We start from the raw sequence: 12,195 nt of genomic DNA, 5'->3' as shown, positions 1-12,195 counted from the left end.
TCGACTCCTTTCACTACTCAGGTGGCGGATGGAGTGGGTTCCTGACGGGGTCGGGTTTGGCGACTTCGCGCCCCGTCGGGAGCCCGTGATCGTGATGTCAGGGGGCATGGCCCCTTGTCCCTTCTGGTGTCGGGATCTCTGGTGTCCGGATCAGAAGCGGAACTGGCTGATGAAGCCCGCCACTCCGTCGAGGGCCGACTGGACCGTCGGCGCGGCCGCGGTCGTGGCCAGCAGGAATCCGAAGGTGGCGGCAAGCAGCGTGTGGGGCCACCGCAGGTAATGGATGCGCAGCAGGAACCAGATCAGCAGGCCGAGCAGGAGCGCGGCGGACATGGTGATCAGCACGGTGTCCCCTTCTCGGCGGTCGGGGTGCCGGCCAGTTCCGAGATCCGCGGTGTGAGGTGCTCGTACTCGGCGGCGACGGATTCGGCCTCGGCTTCCGTGATGAGGAAGGAGCGGGCCCGTTCCCAGCCGTCCCCTGAGGCGAGGATCGCCGTCCCCGCTTGTTCCGGGGTGATGGCCTGTGCGGCCTTGAGCGCGTCGGGGTTGAGGTCGCCCAGGGTCATCTCCGCCGTACCCGGATCCGATACGCGGTGGCAGGCACGGCCCCCGAGCTGGGCGCGGAGCGCCGTCACTCCCGGGCCCATATCGGATCCGACGCGCTGTCCGGCGATGATCAGAAACACTCCGAGAGCGGCGCCGAGCTGGGCAAGGCGGATGAGGGCGGTAGAGGCTGCGTGTGCCTCGTCCTTCTCTCGCCGGTCGGCCACGAGGAAGAGTTCCGCCACCTCGTCGACGATCACGACGACGGGGACCGGGCGGGTGTTGTCGGGCAGTCCCCAGACGTTGCGGACGTGCGCTTCGCGGCAGATCACCATCCGGTCGAGAGTGAGGTCCACCAGTGCCGACAGGAGCTTCACGGCTTGGGCTCGGTTGGTAGCGAGTGCGGAGAGCCGCGGGCCGTACAGGGACAGTTCCATGCCCCCTTTGCAGTCGATGCCGACCAGGGCCACGGGTTGCGGGGCCAGTCCGGCGACGAGCGCGTTGAGCAGGGTGGACTTGCCGGAACGAGTGGCGCCGACGATCAGCCAGTGCGGCACTCGCCGCAGGTCGACCACCCAGGGGGCAGCAGTTTCCAGGACCCCGACGGTCACCCGCAGAAGCTGGTGGTTCGAAGAACGCTCGAATCTCCGGGGTGCGTGGAGCGGATCCGAGGGCAGGGCAGCGATGCGTGCGACGCCGGGTGTCCAGGGGCTCACCCGGACCGCGTGCACCTCCCAGGCGTGGGCCATCGCGGGCGCCGCCTTGATGAAGTCCTCCGGCGTCTGGCCGGGGAGAAGCCGGGCAAGCATCCAGAAGCCGCTACGGGTTGGCCGGATGAACCCGTATCGGGGAACCTGCGGTTGTGGGGGCGGGGCGCCCTTGCCGACGAGTCCGGAGACGACGATCAGCGCGGCTTTGCGGCTGATCGCGAGGCCGCACCCGGCCATAAGCGGCCGCCAGGTCCGCACGACCCTGAAGCAGGCGGCCGGGTACCCGAAGACCAGCCACCAGACGTGCGGGTAGCGGGTTCGGAGAGCCGGAGTGGCCGTAGCCGCCGTGGCACCCAGCAGCAGGACCAGGAACAGAGCCCAGAACGGCCACGCAGCGGGTGTGTGTTGCTCGGTGGATAAGGTCACTGCCCACCGCCCTTGGCCGCCGCCGGGGCGGCGAGGGGGCGGATCTCCTCGGCCCGGAACGCGATCCCGTGCCGTCCCTCGTTCTCCCAGGGCATGGCGATGAGGTCCCGCACGTGCACCGGCATGCCGAGCTGAACACCGGCCGGCTCACCGGGCACGCTCACATTGACCACGTCGGCGGACGCCCCGCTCATGAGACACAAGCCCACCTGGTACATCGTCTTGCCGGTCGTACGGTCGATCTTGAGCTGTCCGGTCTCACGGTTGGCGACACGCGGGGAGGGCGGGACGGCACAGATGATCCCCGTGAACTTGGCGGTGTCGATCGGAAGGGCTGCCACGTACTGAACTCCTCTGTGAGAGCACCCGAAGGCGAATCCTTCGGGTTGATTGACCACCCGTAGTACGGGTTGAGACTCCACAGTGCAGCCCGTAGTACGGGTTGTCAAGCAGCAGGGAATGAGCGAGGCTGTCCAAACGAGTGCAACAGATCGTCCAAGCAGACGGATGAACCCGATGACGACCCCGGCACGGAGGCCCCTCATGCCGCCGAAGAAGACGCAGCCAAAGTACCGCCAGATCGCGGACTACCTGCGCGAAGGCATCCTCGACGGCACCTTCCCGGCCGGCCAGCCCCTGCCGTCGGAAGAACTGCTGGCCAAGCAGTTCGGAGTGACCCGCCCCACCGTGCGCCAGGGCATCACCGAACTACGCGCCTCCGGCCTGGTCGAGGCCATCATGGGCCGCGGCACCTTCGTCCGCTCGCCCCACAACCGCCCGAGCTTCACGCGCCCCCGCGGAGTCCGCCGTACGACGGAGGGCCGCTACGTCGAGGCCGACGGCATCCGCTGGACCGACGCCGAGCCCGCCACGATCACCCGCACGGACGCCCCGCTCGCCCTGGCGGACCTCCTGCGTATCCCGCCGGGCGAGCCGATGTTCACATACGACACCCTCCAGACCGCTGACCACGGCAGACTCCGCCAGCTCCACCGGACGTACGTCCCGTTCTCGGTGCTAACCGACACCCCTTACGAAGAGCAGCAGTTGCCAGCGGCGCCGGAGCTGTATGAAGCCCTGGCCGGCCTGGGCCACACCCTGTCCTTCACGGAACACCTCCGCCCCCGCATGCCCCTCCCGGACCAGGCCCAAGCCCTCCGCCTCTCCGAAGGCGTCCCCCTGCTCCACATCTTCCGCCTGACCACCAACCAGGACGGCAAGCCCCTAGCACTGGAGGAGTTCTTCCTCCCGGGCGAGGACCTTGAGGTGTCGTACCCCCTGTAGCCAATCCCGGGGCCACGACTGTGCACGGCTCAAACTTTCTCTACTTCATCAAGGCGCTGCGCAAGCGCACCGCATGCGGCCCGGCCCCCTCGGGCTAGGCTTGTCGCTCCCGTCTCCGTCCCATTCCGGACCCTGCACCGCTGGCCACGCAAGGCGACAGTACGCATGAGCAGGGAGAACCCCTCTGTGGCCGGGCGGTCGGTTCCACGGCTTTAGCCACCTCCCTGGTCCGGGACCCGCGCCGAGCAAGACCAGGGGGCCACTCGATCAAATTCCGAGCAGGATCACAGCCTGCCCGAGTTGCCAGCCAGCGTACGGCCCCCTGATCATGCTCGACCCCAAACCAGGCAGGACACCGACCAAACCCGATCCACCGACCTTGGATTGAAGTCATCCCAAAATCTCACAGAGCATCAGGCATGGTCACCAATGTCCCGTCTATCAATTCTCTACCACTAGGCCACGTCAGAAGGCCAGCAGAAGCGCAAGTCATCCCCTCGAATCGAGGGGGATGCTCAAAGCGTGCATCCGAAAAGTCCACTTCCCCCCAAACAGGACTCTATCGAATTTCACAGAAGCATGCTCGAAGGATGCCGAGACGAATAGAGCGCTTGAATGGAATTTCGCATCGGTGAATGATACTTGCTCCTTGAATCTGGAGTGGCCGAACCAGACTCTATCGTGGAATACCGCCTCATCGAACCATGTACGCCACTCGAATTGAGCTACCCCAAAGATCGTATTCCCGTGGAACTGCGCCCGAATGAAGACCGCCTTCTGGAATACGGCTCGACCAAATGAAGCAGAGTCCAGCGATGCGCCACTTAGGTCCACATCAGCATTTTTCCAAAAATGAGGGTGATTTGGCCTTAGCCGTTCTTCCAGTAGCCGCTGGGCAGCTAGCCGAACATTACCCTCCGCTCGATCAACTGGACTGGACAGCGCCTCATAGGGCATCCGAAGGTACGCACAAATTACGTTCATGCACGTTTCCCGATCCCGCTCGGAATCGTCAGCAATTCGAGCCAGAGCATACATTCCCGCTAGACGCACCGCAGCGGCTTCGTGCCCGAGTTGCTCGGCAGCCATAGTAAATCGGTCGGTGAAAAGCCTGTCACGCTCGCGATTACTGTTGGCCTCCTCGTTCCGCTGCTTCCTGTAGGCAACGTACAGGGCCGCTACAGCACCGCACCCGGCGACGACAGTAAGAGCTGTTTTAGCTACTTCCAGACTATTTTTGCTAGCACCTGGAACCAATTCATTAAGGGCGAAGTATGCACCAACGGCGGCAGTCGCCCCAAAAATAAGCATTGCGAGATACGGCACCATGAATGGCTTGGGCTGATAAGGACGCGACTGCGCCTTGTGCCATTTGGCGATGAACTTACGAATATCAATCACCCCCATGGAGGGGAATGGTACCCAAAGCACCCATGCCGGATCTAGTGCCGTATCAGGCAACGTTTGCCCTGGCGACCACGGCACGTAGTCGCTGGTCGTCGGCGTGGTGGTTTCGCCAGATGATGTAGCGGCGGATCATGCTGCCCTGCTCCTTGTGGCTGGCGTGGTCGGTGCCGTCGAGGGTGAAGTAGCGCAGGGCTGTGAACTGGGCCTCGATGCGGTTCAGCCAAGAGGAGTTGGTCGGGGTGTAGGCGATCTCGACGTTATTGGCCTCTGCCCAGTCGGCGACGCGGCGGCACCGCTTGGTGGTCAGGTGCGGGGAGTAGTTGTCACATACGATCGCCAGGCGGACTGTCGGTGGGTAGAGGGTTCGCAGGTAGCGGCAGAATTCCAGGAACTTCGACCGGTTCTTGGTCTTCTTGATATGGCCGTAGAGCTTGTCCTTGGCCAGGTCATAGGCGGCGAACAGGTGCCGCACCCCGTGCGGGCGGGTGTAGGTCGCCCGCCGCCTGGGCCTGGGCTCGCGATCGGGGTCTTTGTGCCTGCCCCCGCGTTTGGCCCACTGCCGCCCCGGGTGCGGCTGCAGGTTCAGCGGGCCGAACTCGTCCAGGCAGAAGACCACTTCCGGCTCGCCTTCCTCGGGTATCACCTCGCCGTCGGCGATCGCGTACAGGTGCTCCACTCGGGCCTTCTTGGTGGTGTAGTCCGGATCGCGGGAGGTTTTCCAGGTCTTTATACGTTGAATGGAGACGCCTTCCTCGCGGAGCAGGATGCGCAGGCCCTCGTGGCTGATGTCGTCGACCACCCCCTCGGCGACCAGGAAGTCCGCCAGTTTGGTCAGGCTCCAGGTCGAAAACGGCAGGCCGTGCTCGGCCGGCTTGGACTTCGCGATCTTCTTGATCTCGCGGCGCTCGGGCAGTGTGAAGGTCTTCGGCCGCCCGCCCTTGTACTTCGGATACAGGGAGTCGAAGCCGTCGGAGTTGAAGTTGTGGATCACATCCCGGACCCGGTCAGCGCTGGTGAAAGTGACCTCGGCGATCTTCGCCACCGCCATGCTCTGCGCGGACAGCAGCACCATCTGGGCCCGCCGCCAGGTCACCACCGAGCCGGTGCCGCGGCGGATGATCCGCAGCAGCCGCCGACCTTCGTCGCCGTCGATCTCCCGTACTCGCACGCGTTCCGCCATACGAGCCCCCGTGTCCGTCAGCTGTGACTGGTGTTGATGACGCAGAAGCGGTTGCCCTCGGGATCGGCGAGCACGACGAAATCGGCGTCGACCGGATAGAAGTCCCAGTCGACGCGTTCAGCGCCCAGGGAAAGTAGTCGCGCCACTTCGGCCTCCTGATCGGCGGCGTCGGCGGCGTAGAGGTCGAGGTGGATTCTCGGGTGTTCCTGCACGGGCGTCGTACTGAGGTCGAGGGCCAGCGCTGCACCGGAGCCGTCGGCCGGCACCAGTACCGCCCAGTCGTCCTTCACCTCACCATCGCGAGGGACGTAGCCCAGTGCCCGACTCCAGAACTCCGCGGCCCGCCGCACATCAGCGGCCCCCATCACGATCGTTCCGATGCTCAGCATCCGCCGATTCTGGCAGACACCGACAGACCCACGGCGTGAACCACGTCCCCAACCACGAGGCGAACGTTGCCTGATACGGCACTAGGTTTCACGTGCGCAGGACGGCAGTCGGAGTGTTTAGACGGTGATCACTCTGTGATGAGGAGTGATTCCCAAGCTCGGAGCCTTGCATTCAGTGGCCCCTGGCGCCGTTCGGGCTGCGGCGCTGGGGCGCCGGTCCCGAGCGGCGGCGGGGCCGAGGCGCGACAAAGCCCCGGTCGCTGGTGTTGGGGCACGGCGACCGGGGCTGGGATAGGGAGGCCGGCCAGGCATCATCGACGAGCCTGTGGGCTGCTCCCAAGTGGCTTGGAGGGTGCTATGTGGTGCCGGGGTAGGTCAGGTCTTCGTCGAGAGTGGGGCCGTGGGGCACGGTCGGGGCGCAGTGGGGGCAGGCGTAGAGGGTGGTGCCGGGGCCGCTGGGGCTGGGGAGCCAGCGAATATGGACCGGGGCCGTTGTTTCCATGGCGCACTTGAAGCACCTGGCCGTGAAGAGCTGCGGCGGGGGTGAGGTCAGGGCGTCGGTGGTCATGAGGCGGCGCCAGGGTGGAGGCGGAGTTGGAGGGTGGTGTCCAGTGGGGCGTACGGGCGGACCAAGGGGATGTCCTCGCCACTGAAGGGGTGTTGGCGTTCGAGGACGTGTGCGGGGGTGGGGGTGGTCCACGGGGTCATCCAAAGCGCCAGTCGCATGCGGGCTGGGGCCGGGTTCTGGCGGTGGCGGCCGTGGGCCGGGAAGAGGGTTTTCAGGGCGCGGTGGATCAGTTGGACAATATGCTTGGGCATACGTTGGTCAGCTCCTTGGAAGCTGGGTGGCGAGCCTCGGCGGGCCGGTCCTACGCGGACCGCCGGGGCGTTTGGTCGGTGGTGAGGTGGTCGGCCAGTTCGAGGGCTAGGCCGGTGACGAGTGCCTGTGCGAGGAATTGGGCGGCCTCGGGGCGGATCTGGCCGAGGCAGACGAGTCCGTCGCCGTCGACGTTCACGTCGGCCTTGAGTCCGGGGAAGTCGTTGTCGAGGCCCAAGGCGCGGAGCCGGTCTGCGAGGGCAGCGGTGCCGCGGTGGGCATGGGACCAGCCCCGTACGTAGGAGATTCCGGGGGTCAGTTCTTCTGCCCGCCTTGCGATCACACCTCTGCGGTTCGTCATGTCGGCGTCTCCTCTCCCCGGTCGGTGTGGGTGTTCGATGAGGCTTGGCGTGCGCAGGTGGCGTCGCCGGGCCATTCGCAGGACAGTGCGCGGTCGAGGAGTGCGGCCAGCCGATCGGCAGTCTCCGGCGAGACTCGGCCGAGTTCGACGAGGCCGTGCCCGAACGCGTTCATCTGGGCCTGGAGGTAGGGGAAGTCCTTCTCCAGGCCGGCCGAGACGAGGACGTCGCGCAGGGCGGCGGTGGCGCCCCGGGCCGCGTACCAGGGTTCGCTGTCGGCGGGTGACCAGTGGGCGAAGTCATGCCCCATCGGTCGTCTCCTTCGGCCATTCCTCCGACTCAAGGTCGAGGAACTCCGAGCCGTAGCGGTCGAACCGGTTGAGCAGCCGCGTGGTCGCGACGATCACCACCGCCAGGGCGACCGCCCGCAACGGAGAGCCCTCCACAGGGCGGACCGGGGCGGCAATCCACTGGTAGCGGTCGCCGGACAGGGGCATGGGACCCGGGATCATCACGGATGCGCCCTTGGTCAGGTAGGAGTAGCCGGGCCGGTCGCTGTACTCCGATTCCGTGGCCACGGTCCGCTCGAAGCGCTTGCGTGACCCGGCGTTGAGGAGGAAGCCGACCTCGCTGCTCCCAAGGTCGGACAGAACGGGCCCGCACGGCATGCCCCGCTGCTGGAGCTGGTGGAAGACCTCCAGCCCCGTCCTCTGCTCCACAACGACGACGTCGAAGCGGTTCCCCGCCGGGAACAGGTGAGGGGCGCGAGGGTCGTCGGCCCATACGGAGCGGCATTTCTCCGGATCGTCGGCGGCGGCGGACAGCCATTGCCTGCCGCGCCTCGTCATCTTCTGCACGTCGGTTCACCTCAATCGGTCCACGGCGACCGCTGGGAGTCGTCGTGCTCCTAGATTTGTGGTGAAGGCCCTGGTCAGGGCAGATGACGAGGGGTGACATGGGGTGACGAGGGGTGTCACCCCAGGGTCCCGTCCCGGGCATCCGGGCATTCCTTCGCGCGAATTCCCCTGCTGCGAGGGCGCCTAGTAGTCGTGTGTTCCTTATATTCGCTTTGCGACGGCTACAGCCACGGGGGAGGTGGGCACCATGACCGGTACACAGCAGATCGGAACGCGGCTTCTCAGTGCGCGGCGGAGCCGGGGGTGGAGTCAGGCGCGGCTCATCCGGGAGTTACGGACCGCAGCGGGCCGCAAGGGGCAGACCTTGGCAGCCGACGCCAGCGTGAAGCGGCGGATCGCGAGCTGGGAGAACAACCACGGCGTTCCGGACGAGTTTTACGCGGAGTTGCTGTGCGGGGCACTCGGGCTGGCCCCGGGTGATCTCGGGATGCGTGATCACGAGGTTCACGGGCTCCCGGATCTGAGGTACCCGGAGAGCGTGGGCGCCGCGATCGGAGCGGTCGGCCCGTTATGGCTGGCCGACCTTGCCGGTGACGCATCGCTTCTCACGGCGGATGCCTCGGACGGCCCCTGGCACGAAGCCTCGTTGCAGTGGCTCGTAGCACCCGACACCCCCGCGTTCACCGCCCCGACGGACACAGGGCCCCGAGTGGGGCTCACCGATGTGGCAATGATCAAGTCGACCGCCGACATGTTCGCCCAGCTCGACGACCGCTTCGGCGGAGACCACGCACGGCACAGCCTCATCCAGTACCTCAGCCGCGATGTCGCCCCACTCCTGTCGGGGCAGTACACCGAAGCCGTCGGGCGTGCCCTGTTCGCCACGGTCGCCGAGGCTACGCTCCTGGCCGGCTGGATGTCGTACGACGCCTGCCACCACGGACTCGCCCAGCGGTACTTCGTCCACGGACTGCGACTGGCCCAGGACAGCGACGACCGGCGGCTTGCCGGGAGCATCCTCTCCGCCATGAGCCACCAGGCCACCTTCCTCGGCCGCTACACCCAGGCCGCCACCCTGGCCCGTGCCGCACGGATGGGTATCTCTCGCGTTGCGACACCGACCCTGCTGGCCCAGTTCCACGCGATGGAAGCCCGCGCCCTCGCCCGCACCGGAGATACCCGCGCCTGCGAACTCGCCCTCGCGGAAGCCACCGGCGCGCTGGACCGGCGGAACAACGACGACGAGCCGGAGTGGATCACCTACTTCGACAATGTCGAACTCGCCGCGGAAGCCGCACACTGCTTCCGCGATGTCAGCAGCGCCCGCCGTTCCGTCGCCCATGCCGAGAACGCAGTCAGCGGCACACACGTCCGCAGCGACTTCTTCGCCACCATGGTCCTCGCCGACGCCCAGATGCACGCGGGCAACCCGGAAGAGGCATGCCGCGTCGCAGCCGATGCGCTCGACCTCGGCGAGCAGCTCAGATCGGCGCGCTGCGTCAGCTACCTTGCCGAGTTCCGGCGGAATCTCGCACGAGCATCGACCACGAACGCCGTACGGGACTTCCACGAGCTGGCCGCCGAACACCGGCTCTGGCGCGAGGCAGCAGGCATGGAGTGAGCGCTCAGAACGCCTGCCAGTCCTTGCGGCTTCCGCCAGTACGCAGGGCATGCACCCGCCGGGCGAACTCTTCCGCCGCCTTTTCGCTCGTGGTGACCTGATGGCCGATCCACAGCGTCATCTTCAGCTCGCGCAGATCTGCGAGGACCGGGTAGCCGGGCCAGTTCATCAGGTCGAAGCCGTAGTGGTAGACGAACGACTCGTACTCGGTACGGGTGTGCCAGCCGAACCGCTCGTAGTAGAGCGAAGTCAGTACGAGGTCCCATTCGCGCTGCCCCAGCGAGAAGCCGTCCAGGTCGATCAGCAGCGGCCGGCCGTCCCGGTCCCGGATCGCGTTCCCGACGTTGGCATCCCCGTGGATCATGCCGAAGTCGAGAACCCAGTCCAGGCGGTCGTACTCCTTCTGTATCCGCTCCGCCCGCTCGTTCAGAAACGCCACATCGTCGCCGGGAACGTCACCCAGAGCACGGAGGGTGTCCCACACGTCCTGGAACGGATCGTAGTAGGGAAGGGCAAGCGAGCCCGGCTCCTCCAGCCAGTGCAACCGCCGCAGCAGGTCACCCAGCTCCCGCAGGTCGGCATAGACCTCCGTGTCCTGCGCACTGACCCAGAACGTCACCATCCGGCCATCGACCACGAGCGGCTGCTCCAGACCCGCAACCACCCGCGTCGCGGCGAACCCCTCATCCTCCAGCCACCGGGCCACCCGCACCGCACGCGTCATATCCGCCAGCGAGCCGGGATCCCGGGCGATACGGACGATCACCGGGGAGCCGGCCAGCCGGTACACGGCATTGGAACCGAGCCGCAGCAACTCCGCGCCAGCCGGATCGAACCCGGCCGTCCGGCACGCCGACACCAGGACCGCTCCCGCCGCTTCCTCCGTGAACACACCGCCAACGCCCGCGCCCGAAGTCATACTCCGACGCTACAGGCACCATCCACGCCGGTCTGCCGTACAGCAGAGAAGTACAGCAACGGCGCCGCGAGCGGAGGTTCCTACCCGTGAAACGGCCGCGCTCCGGGCCGTCTCTGGGCCGTCCGAGGCTGCCCAGCGGTCGCGGAAGGCGACCGACAACGACCACCAAGTGGACTCCGCCACCACACCTGAGCAGCGAAAACGCAGGTCATCAAGATCCCCGACAAGACCCAGGGCAAGAAGAAGTAACCCGATACCCACGTCCCGACCGAGCCCCTGCCCGCAGCGTCGCCGGCGGGGGCTCGTCGCTGTCCGGTCCACGCCACCCGGGCTCCCGCGGTCGGCCCGGCGCGTCGGACGCGGTTCCGCCATGGGCCAAGAGGCTCTTCGGCACATCCGCCGGCCCACCAACGCTCAACTCCACCGCACCCGACTTCATCAATCCCCGTTACAGAGAAAGCCTTTTGGCTACTCTCTGAAGCCATGACCAACGCGCAGCCCGCCGGGTTCTGGAGCTACACGCATCGCGATGATCAACTCGACTCGGGGCGGATCGCCCGTCTGTCGGAGCGCATAGCCAACGAGTTCGAGATCATCACCGGCGAACCTCTTGAGATCTTCCTGGACAATAGGTCGATTGAGTGGGGGGACGCATGGCGGATGCGCCTCGACACCGCACTGACCGGAACCACCTTTCTGATACCCGTCATCACGCCGAACTTCCTCAAGAGTCAGGAGTGCAGGCGCGAGGTCATCAAGTTCTCCGGCCACGCGGCCAGTCTGGGGCTGGACGAGCTACTGCTGCCGATCCACTACGTCAACGTTCCCCAGCTCGCACACGGATCCGACGATCACCCTTCGGATGAAGTCGTCCAGCTCATCGCGAGGCGACAGTGGGTGGACTGGCGCGAACTGCGGCTCGAAGACGAGGCGTCGCCCGTGTACCGGCAGGCCGTACACAGACTGGCGTTGAAGATCTCGGAGGTGCTGGAGTCGGCACCGCCCGCCAGGCCGGTGGAGATGGTCCAGCAGAGTCTGACTGCCGATGATGAGCCACTGGGTTTTCTGGAGCTCATGGCAGAAGCCGAGACAGTATTGCCCGCATGGGTGGGAATCGCACAGAGGTTCCCGGACGTCATCTCGGCCATCAACCAGGAGACCTCCTGGGCAGCCGAAGAGATGATCAAATCGGATGCCCGGGGTGGAGGGTTCGCCGGTCGGATGCGCGTGACCGAGCAGCTTTCCGAGCGGCTCGCCGAACCCGTGGCGCAGGTCGAAGTCTTGGGAGGGCAGTACTGGTCAGCCCTTGCTTCCATTGACCCGGGCATCCAGGGATTCATCAGACGAGCGGGTGAAGAGGATCTTTCCTCAGAGGACAAGCAGGCCGTTCGCGAATTCTTCCGGCAGATCCAGGCGCTGGCGTTGACATCCATAACTACGACCGCGCAACTCCAAGGATTCTCCGACAGCATGGAAGGAGTCACCCAACTCAGCAGCCACCTGAAGCCGCGACTGAGGACTATCCAAGCCGCCGTGCAGAAGATGATCGACGGTCACACGGTGATCGACGAGTGGCGTCGTCTGATCGGCGAGACCGACCTCGGGAGCGACGACCCTTCCTAGCAACCGGGTTCGTCAGTGTCGGCCGAGATCGCCCGAGGCCGCACGTTGTGTGAGGCCGAC

Annotated in this window: 15 protein-coding genes; 3 read left to right on the top strand and 12 right to left on the bottom strand. The window is 66.0% G+C overall.

Annotated elements, in window-relative coordinates; all coding sequences use genetic code 11:
• Positions 1–150: 150 nt before the first annotated feature.
• The 3 genes from ACIQ9E_RS11375 to ACIQ9E_RS11365 are packed head-to-tail and all read right to left on the bottom strand — an operon-like array spanning position 151 to position 2,020.
• On the bottom strand, positions 151–345 hold the full coding sequence (locus tag ACIQ9E_RS11375; protein ID WP_389879618.1) for a hypothetical protein: 195 nt from the start codon (positions 343–345) through the stop codon (positions 151–153).
• A complete protein-coding gene (locus ACIQ9E_RS11370; RefSeq protein WP_403705483.1) occupies positions 339–1,679 on the bottom strand; it encodes an FtsK/SpoIIIE domain-containing protein in 1,341 nt (446 codons plus the stop codon). The genes ACIQ9E_RS11375 and ACIQ9E_RS11370 overlap by 7 nt, the downstream gene beginning before the upstream one ends.
• On the bottom strand, positions 1,676–2,020 hold the full coding sequence (locus tag ACIQ9E_RS11365; RefSeq protein WP_403705480.1) for a hypothetical protein: 345 nt from the start codon (positions 2,018–2,020) through the stop codon (positions 1,676–1,678). Before ACIQ9E_RS11365 ends, ACIQ9E_RS11370 begins: the two co-directional genes overlap by 4 nt.
• A gap of 202 nt (positions 2,021–2,222) precedes the next feature.
• Here ACIQ9E_RS11365 and ACIQ9E_RS11360 point away from each other — a divergent pair, with 202 nt between their 5' ends.
• Positions 2,223–2,963 (top strand): GntR family transcriptional regulator, encoded by a 741-nt coding sequence (locus tag ACIQ9E_RS11360; protein ID WP_403705478.1) that lies wholly within the window; start codon positions 2,223–2,225, stop codon positions 2,961–2,963.
• A 489-nt stretch (positions 2,964–3,452) separates the two neighbouring features.
• Here the strand turns inward: ACIQ9E_RS11360 and ACIQ9E_RS11355 are convergent, their stop codons facing one another.
• The 8 genes from ACIQ9E_RS11355 to ACIQ9E_RS11320 all read right to left on the bottom strand — a co-directional run bounded on the left by ACIQ9E_RS11355 (position 3,453) and on the right by ACIQ9E_RS11320 (position 7,963).
• On the bottom strand, positions 3,453–4,370 hold the full coding sequence (locus tag ACIQ9E_RS11355) for a pentapeptide repeat-containing protein (protein WP_403705475.1): 918 nt from the start codon (positions 4,368–4,370) through the stop codon (positions 3,453–3,455).
• 46 nt (positions 4,371–4,416) lie between these two features.
• Entirely contained in the window at positions 4,417–5,550 is a 1,134-nt protein-coding gene (locus ACIQ9E_RS11350; protein ID WP_366259523.1) for an IS630 family transposase, read from the bottom strand.
• A 17-nt stretch (positions 5,551–5,567) separates the two neighbouring features.
• Positions 5,568–5,939, bottom strand: coding sequence for a VOC family protein (locus ACIQ9E_RS11345; RefSeq protein ID WP_403705471.1), 372 nt, complete (start codon positions 5,937–5,939; stop codon positions 5,568–5,570).
• A gap of 355 nt (positions 5,940–6,294) precedes the next feature.
• Positions 6,295–6,507 (bottom strand): hypothetical protein, encoded by a 213-nt coding sequence (locus tag ACIQ9E_RS11340; protein ID WP_403705469.1) that lies wholly within the window; start codon positions 6,505–6,507, stop codon positions 6,295–6,297.
• The gene (locus ACIQ9E_RS11335; protein WP_403705466.1) at positions 6,504–6,758 is read right to left on the bottom strand and encodes a hypothetical protein; all 255 of its coding nucleotides are present in this window, start codon (positions 6,756–6,758) and stop codon (positions 6,504–6,506) included. Before ACIQ9E_RS11335 ends, ACIQ9E_RS11340 begins: the two co-directional genes overlap by 4 nt.
• A 50-nt stretch (positions 6,759–6,808) precedes the next feature.
• On the bottom strand, positions 6,809–7,117 hold the full coding sequence (locus ACIQ9E_RS11330; protein WP_403705463.1) for a hypothetical protein: 309 nt from the start codon (positions 7,115–7,117) through the stop codon (positions 6,809–6,811).
• The gene (locus ACIQ9E_RS11325) at positions 7,114–7,425 is read right to left on the bottom strand and encodes a hypothetical protein (RefSeq protein WP_403705460.1); all 312 of its coding nucleotides are present in this window, start codon (positions 7,423–7,425) and stop codon (positions 7,114–7,116) included. Before ACIQ9E_RS11325 ends, ACIQ9E_RS11330 begins: the two co-directional genes overlap by 4 nt.
• Positions 7,415–7,963 (bottom strand): hypothetical protein, encoded by a 549-nt coding sequence (locus ACIQ9E_RS11320; protein WP_403706214.1) that lies wholly within the window; start codon positions 7,961–7,963, stop codon positions 7,415–7,417. Before ACIQ9E_RS11320 ends, ACIQ9E_RS11325 begins: the two co-directional genes overlap by 11 nt.
• Positions 7,964–8,354: 391 nt before the next feature.
• Here ACIQ9E_RS11320 and ACIQ9E_RS11315 point away from each other — a divergent pair, with 391 nt between their 5' ends.
• On the top strand, positions 8,355–9,593 hold the full coding sequence (locus ACIQ9E_RS11315) for a hypothetical protein (protein WP_403706212.1): 1,239 nt from the start codon (positions 8,355–8,357) through the stop codon (positions 9,591–9,593).
• Between the two features lie 4 nt (positions 9,594–9,597).
• On the opposite strand, the gene ACIQ9E_RS11310 is transcribed toward ACIQ9E_RS11315, so the two are convergent.
• Positions 9,598–10,512, bottom strand: coding sequence for a phosphotransferase family protein (locus ACIQ9E_RS11310; protein ID WP_403705457.1), 915 nt, complete (start codon positions 10,510–10,512; stop codon positions 9,598–9,600).
• A 483-nt stretch (positions 10,513–10,995) separates the two neighbouring features.
• Here ACIQ9E_RS11310 and ACIQ9E_RS11305 point away from each other — a divergent pair, with 483 nt between their 5' ends.
• Positions 10,996–12,135: a TIR domain-containing protein gene (locus ACIQ9E_RS11305; RefSeq protein WP_403705454.1), complete on the top strand. Its 1,140-nt coding sequence runs from the start codon at positions 10,996–10,998 to the stop codon at positions 12,133–12,135.
• Positions 12,136–12,195: the final 60 nt, after the last annotated feature.

Origin of the sequence: Streptomyces sp. NPDC094448, from assembly GCF_044763775.1 — a bacterium.
Taxonomy (GTDB): domain Bacteria; phylum Actinomycetota; class Actinomycetes; order Streptomycetales; family Streptomycetaceae; genus Streptomyces.
Note: the sequence above shows the minus strand (reverse complement) of the source record. Positions and strands in the feature narration are given on the sequence as shown.

What these genes read in the sequence shown, in the direction of transcription:
- ACIQ9E_RS11330 (WP_403705463.1), bottom strand. Translation starts at nt 7,117, where the DNA reads ATGACGAACCGCAGAGGTGTGATCGCAAGGCGGGCAGAAGAACTGACC.
- ACIQ9E_RS11320 (WP_403706214.1), bottom strand. Translation starts at nt 7,963, where the DNA reads ATGACGAGGCGCGGCAGGCAATGGCTGTCCGCCGCCGCCGACGATCCG.
- ACIQ9E_RS11325 (WP_403705460.1), bottom strand. Translation starts at nt 7,425, where the DNA reads ATGGGGCATGACTTCGCCCACTGGTCACCCGCCGACAGCGAACCCTGG.
- ACIQ9E_RS11360 (WP_403705478.1), top strand. Translation starts at nt 2,223, where the DNA reads ATGCCGCCGAAGAAGACGCAGCCAAAGTACCGCCAGATCGCGGACTAC.
- ACIQ9E_RS11335 (WP_403705466.1), bottom strand. Translation starts at nt 6,758, where the DNA reads ATGCCCAAGCATATTGTCCAACTGATCCACCGCGCCCTGAAAACCCTC.
- ACIQ9E_RS11350 (WP_366259523.1), bottom strand. Translation starts at nt 5,550, where the DNA reads ATGGCGGAACGCGTGCGAGTACGGGAGATCGACGGCGACGAAGGTCGG.
- ACIQ9E_RS11310 (WP_403705457.1), bottom strand. Translation starts at nt 10,512, where the DNA reads ATGACTTCGGGCGCGGGCGTTGGCGGTGTGTTCACGGAGGAAGCGGCG.
- ACIQ9E_RS11345 (WP_403705471.1), bottom strand. Translation starts at nt 5,939, where the DNA reads ATGCTGAGCATCGGAACGATCGTGATGGGGGCCGCTGATGTGCGGCGG.
- ACIQ9E_RS11305 (WP_403705454.1), top strand. Translation starts at nt 10,996, where the DNA reads ATGACCAACGCGCAGCCCGCCGGGTTCTGGAGCTACACGCATCGCGAT.
- ACIQ9E_RS11355 (WP_403705475.1), bottom strand. Translation starts at nt 4,370, where the DNA reads ATGGGGGTGATTGATATTCGTAAGTTCATCGCCAAATGGCACAAGGCG.
- ACIQ9E_RS11340 (WP_403705469.1), bottom strand. Translation starts at nt 6,507, where the DNA reads ATGACCACCGACGCCCTGACCTCACCCCCGCCGCAGCTCTTCACGGCC.